We start from the raw sequence: 14,015 nt of genomic DNA, 5'->3' as shown, positions 1-14,015 counted from the left end.
CTGGATCGTGTAACAATCGGAGCGTCCATGTCCCTCGCCCTCGTTCACAGCCGCGCCCAGGTCGGCGTGCAGGCCCCGGCGGTCAGCGTCGAAACGCACCTGGCCAACGGCCTGCCTCATCTCACCTTGGTCGGCCTGCCGGAAACCACGGTCAAGGAGAGCAAGGACCGTGTGCGCAGCGCCATCGTCAATTCCGGACTGAATTACCCGCAGCGGCGCATTACCCAGAACCTCGCGCCGGCCGACCTGCCCAAGGACGGCGGGCGTTATGACCTGGCCATCGCCTTGGGCATACTCGCCGCCGATGGCCAGGTACCGTTGCCAGCCCTGGCTGAAATGGAATGCCTGGGCGAGCTGGCCCTGTCGGGCAAGTTGCGCCCAGTGCAGGGCGTGTTGCCGGCGGCGCTGGCGGCGCGCGAGGCCGGCCGGGCATTGGTGGTGCCGCGGGAGAATGCTGAAGAAGCCAGCCTGGCGGGCGGGCTGGTGGTGTATGCAGCTGGGCACCTGCTGGAGTTGGTGGCGCATCTCAACGGGCAGGTGCCGCTACCACCATTTGCTGCCAATGGCTTGGTCCTGAAGCAACAGCCTTATCCGGACCTCAGCGAGGTACAAGGCCAGGTCGCGGCCAAGCGGGCATTGCTGTTGGCCGCTGCCGGAGCGCATAACCTGCTGTTCACCGGGCCGCCCGGCACGGGCAAGACGCTACTCGCCAGCCGCCTGCCCGGCCTGCTGCCACCTCTGGATGAGCAAGAGGCGCTGGAAGTGGCGGCGATCCAGTCGGTGAGTGGCCACACGCCGCTGAGCAGCTGGCCGCAGCGCCCATTTCGCCACCCGCACCATTCGGCCTCGGGGCCGGCGCTGGTAGGCGGCAGCAGCCGGCCGCAGCCAGGCGAGATCACCCTGGCGCACCATGGTGTGCTGTTTCTCGACGAGCTGCCAGAGTTTGAAAGGCGCGTGCTGGAAGTGCTGCGCGAGCCGCTGGAGTCGGGCGAGATCGTGATTGCGCGGGCGCGCGACAAGGTGCGTTTCCCGGCGCGCTTCCAGCTGGTGGCGGCGATGAACCCCTGCCCTTGCGGCTACCTGGGCGACCCCACCGGCCGCTGCCGCTGCAGCACCGAGCAGATAGCACGGTATCGCAACAAGCTGTCTGGCCCATTGCTGGACCGCATCGACCTGCACCTGACCGTGGCCCGCGAGACCACCACGCTCAACAACCAGCCCAGTGGGGAGACCAGCGCCGATGTGGCTGTGAAGGTGGCGCAGGCTCGGGAGGTGCAGCAGCGGCGGCAAGGCTGTGCCAATGCGTTTCTGAACCTCGAGGGATTGCGCAGCCATTGTCAGCTGGCAACGGCGGACCAGGCTTGGCTGGAAAGTGCCTGCGAGCGGCTGACGCTTTCATTGCGGGCGGCGCATCGGTTGTTGAAAGTGGCGCGGACCTTGGCAGATCTGGAAGGTAGCCAGGCGATCAGCCGGGGGCATCTGGCCGAGGCTTTACAGTACCGACCGGGCAGCAGCTAGAGCCTGGGGCCGCAACGCGGCCCCAAGATCCATCAAGGGAACTTGCTTCGGCCGATCAGCCCGGAGACCGAGTACAACCCAGGCCCAGTCAACGCCAGCCCGCCATAAAGCGCCACCAGCAACCAGGCAAACTGCCCCTGCTCCAGCGACCAGTCCGGATGCACCACCACCAGCGCTACGAGCAATACCGCCAGCACCGGCAGGCAGGCCAGCCGCGCTGCCACGCCCAGCACCAGCAACACCGGGCAGACCACTTCGGCAAACACCGCCAGGCCCAAGGTCAGCGGCGCTCCCAGGCCAAAAGGATCTTCGATGCGCTGCAACTCCCCGCTCCAGTTCAGCAGCTTGGGCAACCCGTGGATGGAAAACAGCAGCACAGCAGCCATCACCCGCATGAACAGCAGGCCAATGGCGATAAGGGTTGGCGACTGCGGGGCGAGAAAGGTCTTGAGGTGTGGCATGGCAAAGATCCCGTAATTCAATCAACCCAACGAGCATCAGCCGACGGCCCAGCGATTGATTGTTCAGGTGTGCTCATTCACCTGCCAACGCCTCTTCGACCACCTTGAGCAGTGCCTCTTCGGAAAACGGCTTACCCAGGCAAGCCTGCGCGCCATTGGCTAGCGCCGCCTGCACCGCGCCATCTTCCCAATGCGCCGACATGCCAATCACCGGCAAGCGCCAACCCCGCCGCGCCAGCTCACGCTGCACCTCCAGCCCGCTCATCCCCGGCATCTTCAGATCGAGCAGAACGCACCCAGCCTCACGTGCCTGGCCGGAGGCCAGAAACACATCCCCCGTGGCGAACGCCAAGCACTCGAAACCTGCTGAACGCAGCAGGTTGCCCAGGCTTTTGCGCACCGAAGCATCGTCATCGACAATGCACACCGCTTTGCTCATGCGCCAGACCTAGCCTCGATGACGTTGTGCATGGCCACCAGCTCCAGCAGCGAGCGGGATTGCATCTTGTTCATGATGTTCTTCTTGTGCACCTTGGTGGTTACCTCACTGGTGCCGATCGCCTTGGCGATCTGTTTGTGCGACAAGCCGCCAACCACCAGCGAAAACACCTGGCGCTCGCGCTGGGTCAGGTGCTGGTACTTTTCCTGGACCTGCCGCCCGTGCTGCCATTTGCGCCCCTCGGTCACCGCGCGCACGCGTACCGACTCAAGCAGCGCCAGCAGTTGGTCTTCGTCGAAGGGCTTGGTCAGAAACTCCACGGCCCCGGCGCGCATGGCCTGGACCGTCATGGGGATAGTGCCGAAACCGGTCATGAACACGATTGGCCAGGGCAGCGCCAGCCGACGCAGCGCAGCCTGAACCTCAAGCCCGGTGGTTTCGGGCAGATGCATGTCCAGTAGCAGGCAGGCGCAAGGGCTTTCCAGGCGAGCGTCGAACAGCTCCTCGGCGCTGGCGAACAAACGGTGCGGAATGTCCTGCGAACGCAGCAGGCGGCCCAGTGCCGTGCGCACCGAAGGGTCGTCATCCACCACCAGCACAGGGACGTTCAAAGCGTCGTCGAACGGCTCGCTGGCATCGGCCATAGTGCCAAATGGCGACTGGCCCAGCGCCAGGCAAGGCACGTCGAAACTGACCTGCGCAGCCAGGCGATACCCCCTGCGCGCCACGGTCTGGATCAGCCCGCGGTCGCCGAAGGCCTTGCGCAGCAGCGACACCTGCACCTGCAGGTTGTTGTCCTCGACCACCGTGCCGGCCCACACCTGACTGAACAGCTCATCCTTGCCGACCACCCGGCCCTTGGCCTTGATCAGCGTGGCCAACACCTCGAATGCACGCCCGCCCAACGGGATCGGCTTGCCATCGAGAAAGGCTTCTCGCCGCTCCAGCGACACCTGGGCATTACCGATTCGGATCATGGTTTCCTCGCGCGGGCATGGGCGTTTGCACAGCCTCGGGCAGCCTAGGTGAGCATCCGCATTCAGACAATTATCCCGAGGGATAGGTTGGCCTCAGCACTATACAAGCGCACTACAGCCGCCAGGTATTGATAACGGACAACAGCGTGCCCGTTTCAGCCAAGCCGGCTGCAGGCCGCGTTCTTGAAGGGGCTGCTGCGTATACTCGCACGTCAGGATGTCGCTAGCAGGGGGTGCTTTATGCTCGATGAACGCCTCGCAAACAGGCCCATCGATTTCGACCAATCGATCGACGATGACTGGCTGAATCGCTGCGATATCACGCAACTGGGTCAAGAAGGTGAGCTCAGCTATTTCCGCTTGTGCGACCCCGAGACCCGCCAAGCCTGGATCGCCGTGCGCGCCCCGCTCGAGGCCCCTGCGGCCTGCCAGCGCCTTGAGCGTGACTACCGCCTGCAGCTGGACCCGCAATGGGCGGTAATCCCCTCAGCGTTCGTCCGTTCCACCGAAGGCCCTTTGCTGGTGTACCCGGCCGGCCGCTCCATCGCCGACCTGATCCGCCAGGGCCCGCTCGCCCTGGCGACCTTTCTCGAAATCGCGGTAAACGCCGCCAACGCCTTGACCCAAGCACACGAGCACAACGTACTGCACGGTGCATTGCAGCCCGAACACGTGTGCCTGCGGCCCAACCATCAGGTGCGACTTGGCTGTTTTCGTGCCGATACACCAGAACTGATCAGCGAACAGGGCAATGCGCTCGGCAACTGGGCCTACCTGGCACCGGAGCAGATCTGCCCACATGGCAGCAGCAGCGACCGGCGCAGCGACATCTATGCATTGGGCGCAATCCTCTACCAGCTGCTGTTGGGCGAGCTGCCGCTGGCCGGGCGCGATACCCAGCACTGGCGCCAGTTGCATGCCGGCGTTCAGCCACGCACGGCCTGTGAGGTCGACAGTCAGGTACCGCAGCCACTGAGCCGGATCCTGGCCAAGGCCCTGGCAAAGGAACCCGACGCCCGCTACCAGAGCGCCCGGGCCCTGACTGTGGACCTGGCCCACTGCCAAAGGCAATGGGCCGCCAGCAAGTCTATCGCCCCGTTCGAGCCCGGCTGCGCCGACCCGGCTTCGCCCAGTCGCGAGCGACTGTACGGCCGCAATGCCGAACAGAAGCTCATCGCCCTGATGCTCAATGCCCTGCGTCGCGACAGCAAGCCGCAGGTGCTGCTCATCAATGGCGCGGCGGGCATGGGCAAGTCCAGCCTGGTCGAGGCCGCACTCAAAGCCCATGCCGAAGGCTATTGGGCTATCGGCAAGTGCAATAGCCCGGAACAGGCTGTGCCCTATGCGCCTTGGGTCGAGATCCTCGGTTCGCTGACCACCCAGCTGCTGGCCAAGAACAGCCAGGATCTGGACACGCTGCGCCGCGAGATCCTGCATCGCATCAAGGATCACGGTCGGTTGCTCGGCAAGCTGGCCCCAGAGCTGCAACTGATACTCGGTCCCCTGCCCGACCTGCCGGAAAAGCCCACGCGTCTGGCATTGCAGAAAGCGCAGCAGGCCATCGTCGAATTCCTGCAGGTGTTCAGCTCCCCCGGTCACCCGCTGACGCTGTGTTTCGATGACCTGCAGTGGGCCGACGATGCCACCCAACAGCTGCTGGCACAGTTGCTCGCCCAGGCCCCCGACAACCTGCTGCTGATCTTCGTCCGCCGCGACGATGCGCAAACCGCGGTTACGCCACTTGCCACGCCCGCAACGCTGCACAGCATCACACTGAACCTGCGCCCACTGACCGTCGGTGCAGTCACCGAACTGGTCGGCGAGCGCTACCACGTCAGCCCCGACCAGGCGTTGCAGGTCGCCGAGCTGATTCACGGCAAGACCGCAGGTAACCCGTTCTTCATCAACCAGATCCTCAGGGTCATGGTCGAAGACCGGCTGTTCACCTTCGACACCCAGGCCATGCGCTGGTCGTGGTGCCTGCAAGCCGTGGCCCGGCAACGCTATTCCGACAACGTCGCCGATCTGATGATCCACCGTCTGGCACGTCTGCCGACCCCTCAACGCGATGTACTGCGGATCGCCAGCGCGGCAGGCAGCCGCTGCGATGAACGCCTGCTGCTTGCACTGCTGCCGGGCAAACCGCTGAAGGCCTTGGTTGACGCGGGTTTCCTGCAACCGGGCCAGAAGGGTCTGAGCTTCGCCCATGGCCGCGTGATGGAGGCCGCCTACCAACTCACGCCTGCGCGTGATCGCGGCCAGCTGCATGCAAGCATTGCCCTGGCCATGCTCCAGGTCTGGCGCAACGACTTGCAGGAGGCTGAGTTCGAGATCGCCAATCAGCTGCAACGCGCCAGCCCACGCGGGTTTGCAGCGGATGACTGCGACCTTTTCCTGCAGCTTTTGCATGATGCGGCGCTGCGCTCGCGCGACACGGGCGCCTACGAACAATCTGCGGCCTACCTGCAAACATGCGAGCTGCTGCTGCACCAGAGTGCCACACCGCAGAGCCACGCCAACCATGCCTTTGCCATCGCCTGCATGGCTGCAGAATGCCACCTGCAGCTGTCGCGCATGGCTGCAGCCGAAGAGCGGATCATGGTATGCCGCCAGCGCGCACGCTCGACGCTGGAGCGGGTACGGGTATGCCGGCTGCAGGCATGCCTGCACACCGTGCGCGGCGATTACCAGGCCGCCATCAACACCGCCGTCGACGGCCTTGAGCTGCTGGGAATCAGCCTGACTTGCGGTGTCGACCCGCAGCAAGTGGAAGCCAGCCACGCGCATGTCCTGGACCTGATCGAACAGCAAGGCCGCCATTGCCTGGCGTCGCTGCCGCGTACCGACTCGGAGGAGGTAGCGGCTGCCATTGGCTTGCTGGCCACCTTGTCGTCATCGTTTTTTGTACAGGACGATATCTGCTTCCTGCACCTGGCCAAGCTCATGGAGCTATCGCTGTTGCACGGTGTCGCCCCAGGCAGCACCTACGGCCTGGCCTGGTACGGGGTGATGATCGCCGAGCGCTTCGGCAGCTACCACGACGGCCATGCCTGCTGCCTGGCCGCGCTCAAGCTGATCGAGCGACACGGCTTCGAGGCCGATCTCACCAGCGCGCTGCTGGCCCTGGACCAGGTCAGTGCCTGGACTTCGCCCATGGAGTTCGCCCGCCGCATGGCGCTGGAAGCACTCGACTCGACACGCGTGAGCGGTGACGTGGCCATGACCTGCTATGCCTGCAACCATCTGGTTTCCGACTCCCTGTTCATGGGCCGCTATCTGCCGGAAGTGGCCGAGGAAGTGGCTCAGGGCCTGGCTACCGTGCGCGGTTACGGCTACAGCGATATCGAGCAGATCCTGCAAGCCCAGCAGGCATTCGTCGCCAGCCTGAGCGGAGCACCCTGCACGATCCAGCCCGCGCATGTGAATTCACCCACCACGTTGTTCTTCCAGCAGCTGTTCACCGGCATGTCAGCCTTCTACCTGGGCAATGTCGCGCAAGCCATGCACAGCCTGAACGCTGCGGGCGATAACGCCTGGGCAGCACCGGCACATATCAACCTGGCTGACTACCACCTGTTCCGCGGCCTGGCCCTGGGCAGCCCGGAAGCCCACGGCAGCCTTGCCGACAAGCTGGCCGAGCTGCAGGCCCTGCACGAGCGCTTCGGCCGCTGGGCCGGCTTCAATCCGGTGACCTTCCGCAGCAAGCTCCTGTTGATCGAAGGGGTAATTGCCAAGCTCGAAGGCGACGGCCTGGCGGCCATTCGCTGCTTCGACCAGGCGCAGATCGCCGCGACCGCCGCCGGCTTCATCCACGAACAGGCCCTGGCCCACGAGCAACTGGCCGAGGTCTGCATCCCCAGCGGGCTGATCTCCGGCGCCAACCTGCACCTGCGTATTGCCCGCGACTGCTTCCATATCTGGGGGGCGACCGGCAAGGTGCAGCAGCTGGAGGCCTTGCATCCGTTCCTGCGCACGCAACCCGTCCAGGAGACCTACCGCGCCACCCAGCAGGCCAAGCTGGACCTCGAGGCCGGTATCGAGGCGGCGCGGGCGTTGTCCGAGGAAGTGCTGCTCGAAGGCCTGATCGAAACGCTGATGGGCCACCTCACCCAACACTCCGGCGCCGATCACGGTGCGCTGCTGATCGTCAGCGGCGCCGAATTCCAGATGGCCGCCCTGGCCTTCATCGACAATGCAGGGCTGCACGTGAGCATGGACAACTGCCAGAAGTTCATGACCCAGGCGCCGCTGTCGATCATCAACGCCACCCTCCGTACCAAGAAGCCGCTGGTGCTCAATGATGCCCAAAGCGATTGCCCCGAGGCCTTCCGCCAGGAGCTGCACGCACGCAAGGCCCGTTCGGTGCTGTGCCTGCCGCTGGTGATCCAGGGCGTGCTGATCGGCCTGGTGTACCTGGAAAACCGCCTGGTGCCGAACCTTTTCGGCAGCCAGCGCCTGGCGATGCTGGAGATCCTCGCCTCGCAGGCGGCCGTGTCACTGCAGACGGCCAAGTTCTATACACGCCTGGCCGAGGACAACCAGGCCCGGGCGCAAATGGAAGAAGAACTGCGCCGATCACGCGCCGAACTTGCGCGCAGTGCCCACTTGCAGGTGATGAACGAGCTGTCGGCGTCCATTGCCCACGAGATCAGCCAGCCGCTGTTGGGCATTGCCTCCAACGCTGCGGCCAGCCTGCGTTGGCTCAAGCGCGCCGAGCCCAACCTGGAAGAGGCGATTGCCGGCCTGGAAGACATCCGCAATGACAGCGAACGCGCCGCCAACATCGTCCGCGCACTGCGCTCGCTGGCCAAACAGTCGCCAATGCAGCTCAAGGCCGTAAAGGTCGACGAGCTGATTCGCGAGGTACTGCGCCTGACCTCGGCCGATGCCGCCAAGCATCTGGTCGAGGTACAGACCCGATTGCAGGCAGGAGTGAGCGTGATGGCCGACCCGGTGCAGTTGCAGCAGCTGGTATTCAACCTGATCACCAATGCGCTGGATGCCCTGGCCGGGTATCGCAGTGATGGCGTGTTGCGGATTTCATCTGCAGTGGGTGCAGACGTGGTGGAAATCTGCGTGGACGACAACGGGCCCGGCATCTCGGTGGATGAGCGGGTGCATGTGTTTGACGCGTTTCATACCACCAAGGACGAAGGGTTGGGGATGGGGCTGGCGATCTGCAGTTCGGTGGTGCAGGCCCATGGTGGGCAGTTGCAGGCGCTGGAGTCGGCGTTTGGCGGCTGCCGGATTCGCTTCACGCTGCCTGTGAATCGTTCGTAGCCTGTTCCGGCCCTTTCGCGGGCTTGCCTGCGAAAGGGCCGGAACAGGTTTGCATCAGCGAGCGCTCAACGCCGCATAGCTGTTCATCAGGTTGCGGTAGTTGGGGATCCGCTGCGACAGCAGGTTACCTAGCCCTTCGATGTCGTTGCGCCAGTCACGGTGCAGCTCACAGGCCACCGAGAACCAGTTCATCATCTGCGCACCCGCCTGGGTCATGCGCACCCATGCCGCCTGCTGCACGGTCTCGTTGAAGGTGCCCGAGGCATCGGTCACCACGAACACTTCAAAGCCCTCAGCCAATGCCGACAGGGTCGGGAAGGCCACGCATACATCGGTCACCACACCGGCAATGATCAGCTGCTTGCGGCCAGTGGCCTTGATCGCCTTGACGAAGTCCTCGTTGTCCCAGGCATTGATCTGGCCTGGGCGAGCAATGTACGGCGCGTCCGGGAACATCTCTTTCAACTCCGGCACCAGCGGGCCGTTGGGGCCTTGCTCGAAGCTGGTGGTGAGAATGGTCGGCAGGCCGAAGAACTTGGCCAGGTCGCCCAGGGCCAGGACGTTATTCTTGAATTCGTTGGGCGAGAAGTCCTGTACCAGCGAGATCAGGCCAGTCTGGTGGTCGACCAGCAGCACCACGGCGTCGTCTTTGTTCAGGCGCTTGTAATCAGGTTGGCTCATGGGGGTGACTCCTTGGGTTGGGAAAACGGGCCAGGACTTACCTAAAGGCTTATCCCAGCGGATAGATCCGGCTTAAGAAAATGCCTGCGCCTGGCGCCAAGCCTTGGGCGGCTGGCCGACCAGGCGGCTGAAGGCCCGGGTGAAATGGGCCTGGTCGCAGAAGCCGCACTCCAGGCTCACGTGGGTGATCGGTGCCTCGGTGACGAGCAGGCGCTTGGCCTTTTCCATGCGCGCCAGCAGGCGCCAGGCCTGGGGCGACAGGCCGGTGTTGACCTTGAAGGCACGGGAGAAATGGCTGCGGGTGAGGTTGCACACAGCCGCGATCTCGATGATCGACAGCGAGCTGCGCAGCATCAGTTCCTTGGCTTGGCGCAACCGCGCGGGCGTCAGCGCGCCGGGGGTTGGCAGTGGCTCTTGGGGCGTCCCAGGGTGCATGGCGACTCTCCTGTTCAATGGAGAAAGTCTCGCCGCCAGCCTGTGACAAAGTCCTGAGCCAAAGCTGAATTGTTCTTAATTGTGCAGCGCTGCCCTAAGATGCAGTGCTCAGGATACGAAGGGCTATGGGGTATGCAGGAAAATCGCGCTCATCGAACCGTGGCCATGGTGCTGTTCAACGACGTGCTATTGCTGGACGTAACCGGGCCGATGGATGCCTTTGCCATCGCCAATCGGTTCTTGCCCGCAGACAAACATTATCGGTTGGTGACCGTGGCCGAAGGCCAAGGGACCATTCGCGGCTCATGCGGCCTGAAGGTCGTGGCCGATCTGCGCCTGGAGCAATTGCCGGCCAGCGTCGACCTGTTGCTGGTACCAGGGGGGCCGGGGGCCTACCACGTCGCCCTGCCGGCGATCGAGCGCTGGCTGCCCCAGGCCGTGCAACAGGCCCGGCGCTTCGGCGCGATCTGCACCGGGGTGTTCTTGCTCGGGCGTGCCGGGTTGCTCGGCGGCTATCGCTGCACCACCCACTGGAACTACGTGGAGCGCCTGGCCCAGGCCTTTCCCGAGGCCAAGGTCGAGACCGAGCAGATCTACGTGATCGACCGGTGCCTGATCACCTCGGGAGGGATCACCGCAGGCATCGACCTGGCGCTGGCGCTGGTGGCCGAGGACCACGGCAAGGCCCTGGCCCTGGAAGTGGCCAAGGTGCTGCTGGTCGCCCGTCATCGCCAGGGCGGGCAGACGCCTTACGGACCGCTGCTGGCCGCCGTACCGCGGGATGACTCGCCGATTGCCCGGGTGCAGGCCTATATCGTCGACCACATCGACCAGGCGTTCACCGTGCAGAAGATGGCCGACCTGGTGGCCATGAGCGGGCGCAACTTTGCCCGGACCTTTCAGCGTGAGGTCGGGATCACGCCGCTGCAGTACCTGCAGAATGCGCGGATCGACCAGTCGCGCAAGCTGCTCGAATGCGGCGAGCTGCCATTGAAGGTGGTGGCGGCGCGCTGCGGGTTTGGCAGTGACCGGCATATGAGAAAGGTGTTCTGCGAGCGGATCGGCATGACACCGGCGCAGTATCGGGCGCAGTTTGGCGAGGCTTGAGTCAAATGAGCACAGGTTGTCTCATTTCCCGGGACAATGTTTCTCCATCCGGGCAGATTGTCTGACTCCTGCACATTCCCCAGAATTGTCCGCCAAACTGTTCAAACGCTGCCCCGGCAGCTCATGGAGTACGAGCCAATGCCACACGAAGGCAGCCTTCTGCAAACCGCGGTGATCTTCCTGCTCGCCGCGGTCGTCGCCGTCCCACTGGCCAAGCGCCTGCAATTGGGAGCCGTGATCGGTTACCTGCTCGCCGGCGTGGCCATCGGCCCCCAGGCCCTGGGCCTGATCCGCGATACCGAGAGCGTCGCGCACATTTCCGAACTGGGCGTGGTCCTGTTGCTGTTCATCATCGGCCTTGAGCTGTCACCCAAGCGTCTGTGGCTGATGCGCAAGTCGGTGTTCGGCGTCGGTACTGCCCAGGTGCTGCTGACCGGCGCGGTGATCGGCGCCATCGCCCTGTTCGGCTTCGGCCAGTCGCTCCCCGCAGCAGTCGTGCTCGGCCTGGGCCTGGCGCTGTCATCCACTGCCCTCGGCCTGCAAAGCCTGGCCGAAACCAAGCAGCTCAACGCGCCCCATGGCCGCCTGGCGTTCGCCATCCTGCTGTTCCAGGACATCGCCGCCATCCCGCTGATCGCCCTGGTCCCGTTGCTGGCCGCCAGCGGCCCCGACACCAGCCACGGCGACAGCCTGCAACACGGCCTGAAGGTATTTGCCAGCATCGCCGTGGTCATCATCGGCGGCCGCTACCTGCTGCGCCCGGTGTTCCGCACCGTGGCCCGCACCGGCCTGCCGGAAGTGTCCACCGCCACCGCGCTGCTGGTGGTAATCGGTACCGCCTGGCTGATGGAAGAAGCCGGCATTTCCATGGCCCTGGGCGCCTTCCTCGCCGGCCTGTTGCTGGCCGACTCGGAGTACCGTCACGAGCTTGAATCACAGATCGAACCGTTCAAGGGCCTGCTGCTGGGACTGTTCTTCATCAGCGTCGGCATGGGCGCCAACCTGAGCCTGCTGCTGGAAATGCCACTGGTGCTGCTGGGCCTGACTCTGCTGCTGGTGGCGGTGAAGCTGGCCCTGCTGATCGGCGTCGGCCGCTTGGCCGGTGGCCTCAACAGCGCCAGCGCGCTGCGCCTGGGCATGGTGCTGGCGGCCGGTGGCGAGTTCGCCTTCGTGGTGTTCAAGCTGGGCAAGGACCAGGGCCTGTTCGACACCCAGACCTACGACCTGCTGCTGATGACCATTACGTTGTCGATGGCTATCACCCCGCTGCTGATGCTCGGCTGCGCCCGCGCCCTGAAACGCCCGCAACCGGCGCGTGAAGTGCCCGAGCAGTACAAGACCATCGACGCCGGCACGCCGCGGGTGGTGATCGTCGGCATGGGCCGCATGGGCCAGATCGTCGCGCGCATCCTGCGGGCACAGAAGATCCCGTTCATTGCCCTGGAAACCTCGGTGGACACCATCGAAATGACGCGCATGTTCGAGCAGGTGCCGGTGTTCTACGGCGACCCTCTGCGCCCCGAGGTGCTGCATGCGGCCAAGGTCGGTGAGGCGGAGTACTTCATCATCACCATCGATGACCCTGAAGCCGCCATCCATACCGCTGAACGGGTAAAGCGCCAGTACCCGCACCTGAAAGTGCTGGCCCGGGCGCGTAACCGCCAGCATGTGCACAAGCTGGCGGATGTCGGGGCCGAGCCGATTCGCGAGACGTTCTACTCCAGCCTGGAGATGACCCGCCGGGCGCTGGTCGGGCTGGGCTTGAGCGACGAGCAGGCGGCGGACCGGATCGAGCGGTTTGCCCAACACGACGAGGAAGTGCTGGAGGCTCAGGGGCTCGTGCGCGATGACCGGGCCAAGGTGATGCAGACGGCCAAGGAGGCGCGGGTGGAGTTGGCGCGGTTGTTTGATTCGGATGCTGATTAGGGCAAGAACACAGAAACCAGAAGAGGGCTTAGGCCTAATGCCAGTCAGTTAATAGCGATCTGGGCGCAGAGGTGTTCATCGGGGTATTTACTTCGCCTGTGAGATCGAGCGCCGCCCGCGCGGCGCATCGCGAGCTGTCGCTCGCTCCTACGTCTGTTTCGGGCCAATCATTTCTGTGGCATTGGCGCGCGACCGCCTTGGTGCATGTCTCGATATCGCGTCGTACCAACAAGGCGGTCGCGCGCGCCAGTCACAGGCGTTACTGGCCCGAAACAAACGTAGGAGCGAGCAACAGCTCGCGATGCGCCGCGCGGGCGGCGCTCGATCTTATAGGCGCCATAAATATCAAGGCATACACCTGTCAGCCCTGACACTGCCTCCAGGCGGACACATCGCTGCCATCACACAGCCAAACGAAAAAGGCCGACCCCGCAATCGGGGTCGGCCTCTTTTATTCAGAAATCTGCTGCTATTACTTACCTGCAGTCAACGCGTTATAGCTGGTCATCAGGTTCCGATAATCCGGAATATGGTTGGAGCACAGCGCCGCCAGCCCTTCAATGTCGTTGCGCCAGTCGCGGTGCAGTTCACAGGCCACGCCGAACCAGGTCATCAGCTGGGCACCGGCGCGGCTCATGCGGTCATGGGCAGCATCACGAGTCATTTCGTTGAACGTGCCGGAAGCATCGGTCACCACGAACACTTCAAACTCTTCTTCCAGGGCAGCCAGCGCCGGGAATGCCACGCAGACCTCGGTAACCACACCCGCAATGATCAGCTGTTTCTTGCCAGTAGCCTTCACCGCCTTGACGAAGTCTTCGTTGTCCCAGGCATTGATCTGCCCTGGGCGGGCGATGTACGGCGCATCCGGGAACAGTTCCTTCAGCTCTGGCACCAGCGGGCCGTTGGGGCCTTGCTCAAAGCTGGTGGTAAGGATGGTCGGCAGGTTGAAGAACTTGGCCAGGTCCGCCAGGGCCAGCACGTTGTTCTTGAACTTGTCCGGCTCGATGTCGCGCACCAGGGACAGCAGGCCCGCCTGGTGATCGACCAGCAGGACAGCGGCGTCGTCTTTGTTCAGGCGGTTGTAGGTGAATTTGCTCATGGTCTGTGCTCCTAAGGTTTATGAATTTTTCAGCAATCCGGGGTGTTTCGCGTTGATGGACACAGATTAAAATCATCACCTTTACGGCG

General features: G+C 64.0%; 10 protein-coding genes. 4 read left to right on the top strand and 6 right to left on the bottom strand.

From position 1 onward, the window contains the following. Positions 1–27: 27 nt before the first annotated feature. Positions 28–1,518, top strand: coding sequence for a YifB family Mg chelatase-like AAA ATPase (locus C2H86_RS12770; RefSeq protein ID WP_159412795.1), 1,491 nt, complete (start codon positions 28–30; stop codon positions 1,516–1,518). 32 nt (positions 1,519–1,550) lie between these two features. On the opposite strand, the gene C2H86_RS12765 is transcribed toward C2H86_RS12770, so the two are convergent. The 3 genes from C2H86_RS12765 to C2H86_RS12755 form a co-directional block, all read right to left on the bottom strand. Further along, on the bottom strand, positions 1,551–1,979 hold the full coding sequence (locus tag C2H86_RS12765) for a DoxX family protein (protein ID WP_159412794.1): 429 nt from the start codon (positions 1,977–1,979) through the stop codon (positions 1,551–1,553). Positions 1,980–2,052: 73 nt separating this feature from the next. Continuing rightward, positions 2,053–2,418, bottom strand: coding sequence for a response regulator transcription factor (locus C2H86_RS12760; RefSeq protein ID WP_205524605.1), 366 nt, complete (start codon positions 2,416–2,418; stop codon positions 2,053–2,055). After that, complete coding sequence (locus C2H86_RS12755) at positions 2,415–3,395, bottom strand: response regulator (RefSeq protein WP_159412793.1); 981 nt, start codon at positions 3,393–3,395, stop codon at positions 2,415–2,417. The genes C2H86_RS12760 and C2H86_RS12755 overlap by 4 nt, the downstream gene beginning before the upstream one ends. Positions 3,396–3,635: 240 nt before the next feature. Between C2H86_RS12755 and C2H86_RS12750 the strand changes: the two genes are divergently transcribed. Continuing rightward, a complete protein-coding gene (locus tag C2H86_RS12750) occupies positions 3,636–8,675 on the top strand; it encodes a trifunctional serine/threonine-protein kinase/ATP-binding protein/sensor histidine kinase (RefSeq protein ID WP_159412792.1) in 5,040 nt (1,679 codons plus the stop codon). 54 nt (positions 8,676–8,729) lie between these two features. On the opposite strand, the gene ycaC (C2H86_RS12745) is transcribed toward C2H86_RS12750, so the two are convergent. Then, positions 8,730–9,356: an isochorismate family cysteine hydrolase YcaC gene (ycaC, locus tag C2H86_RS12745; protein ID WP_004375560.1), complete on the bottom strand. Its 627-nt coding sequence runs from the start codon at positions 9,354–9,356 to the stop codon at positions 8,730–8,732. A gap of 72 nt (positions 9,357–9,428) precedes the next feature. After that, positions 9,429–9,791: a helix-turn-helix domain-containing protein gene (locus C2H86_RS12740; protein ID WP_110637980.1), complete on the bottom strand. Its 363-nt coding sequence runs from the start codon at positions 9,789–9,791 to the stop codon at positions 9,429–9,431. Positions 9,792–9,923: 132 nt separating this feature from the next. On the opposite strand from C2H86_RS12740, the gene C2H86_RS12735 reads away from it, so the two are divergent. Further along, the gene (locus C2H86_RS12735; RefSeq protein WP_159412791.1) at positions 9,924–10,898 is read left to right on the top strand and encodes a GlxA family transcriptional regulator; all 975 of its coding nucleotides are present in this window, start codon (positions 9,924–9,926) and stop codon (positions 10,896–10,898) included. A 138-nt stretch (positions 10,899–11,036) separates the two neighbouring features. Next, the gene (locus C2H86_RS12730) at positions 11,037–12,824 is read left to right on the top strand and encodes a monovalent cation:proton antiporter-2 (CPA2) family protein (RefSeq protein ID WP_159412790.1); all 1,788 of its coding nucleotides are present in this window, start codon (positions 11,037–11,039) and stop codon (positions 12,822–12,824) included. A 472-nt stretch (positions 12,825–13,296) separates the two neighbouring features. Here C2H86_RS12730 and ycaC (C2H86_RS12725) read toward each other — a convergent pair whose 3' ends face one another. Next, entirely contained in the window at positions 13,297–13,926 is a 630-nt protein-coding gene (gene ycaC / locus C2H86_RS12725) for an isochorismate family cysteine hydrolase YcaC (protein ID WP_079230358.1), read from the bottom strand. Positions 13,927–14,015 lie beyond the last annotated feature (89 nt).

It is taken from the genome of Pseudomonas putida (assembly GCF_009883635.2).
Lineage (GTDB): Bacteria > Pseudomonadota > Gammaproteobacteria > Pseudomonadales > Pseudomonadaceae > Aquipseudomonas > Aquipseudomonas putida_W.
Note: the sequence above shows the minus strand (reverse complement) of the source record. Positions and strands in the feature narration are given on the sequence as shown.

Excerpts from the sequence above, each read along its gene's own strand:
- ycaC (WP_004375560.1), bottom strand. The coding sequence starts at position 9,356 with ATGAGCCAACCTGATTACAAGCGCCTGAACAAAGACGACGCCGTGGTG.
- C2H86_RS12755 (WP_159412793.1), bottom strand. The coding sequence starts at position 3,395 with ATGATCCGAATCGGTAATGCCCAGGTGTCGCTGGAGCGGCGAGAAGCC.
- C2H86_RS12730 (WP_159412790.1), top strand. The coding sequence starts at position 11,037 with ATGCCACACGAAGGCAGCCTTCTGCAAACCGCGGTGATCTTCCTGCTC.
- ycaC (WP_079230358.1), bottom strand. The coding sequence starts at position 13,926 with ATGAGCAAATTCACCTACAACCGCCTGAACAAAGACGACGCCGCTGTC.
- C2H86_RS12750 (WP_159412792.1), top strand. The coding sequence starts at position 3,636 with ATGCTCGATGAACGCCTCGCAAACAGGCCCATCGATTTCGACCAATCG.
- C2H86_RS12770 (WP_159412795.1), top strand. The coding sequence starts at position 28 with ATGTCCCTCGCCCTCGTTCACAGCCGCGCCCAGGTCGGCGTGCAGGCC.
- C2H86_RS12740 (WP_110637980.1), bottom strand. The coding sequence starts at position 9,791 with ATGCACCCTGGGACGCCCCAAGAGCCACTGCCAACCCCCGGCGCGCTG.
- C2H86_RS12735 (WP_159412791.1), top strand. The coding sequence starts at position 9,924 with ATGCAGGAAAATCGCGCTCATCGAACCGTGGCCATGGTGCTGTTCAAC.
- C2H86_RS12760 (WP_205524605.1), bottom strand. The coding sequence starts at position 2,418 with ATGAGCAAAGCGGTGTGCATTGTCGATGACGATGCTTCGGTGCGCAAA.
- C2H86_RS12765 (WP_159412794.1), bottom strand. The coding sequence starts at position 1,979 with ATGCCACACCTCAAGACCTTTCTCGCCCCGCAGTCGCCAACCCTTATC.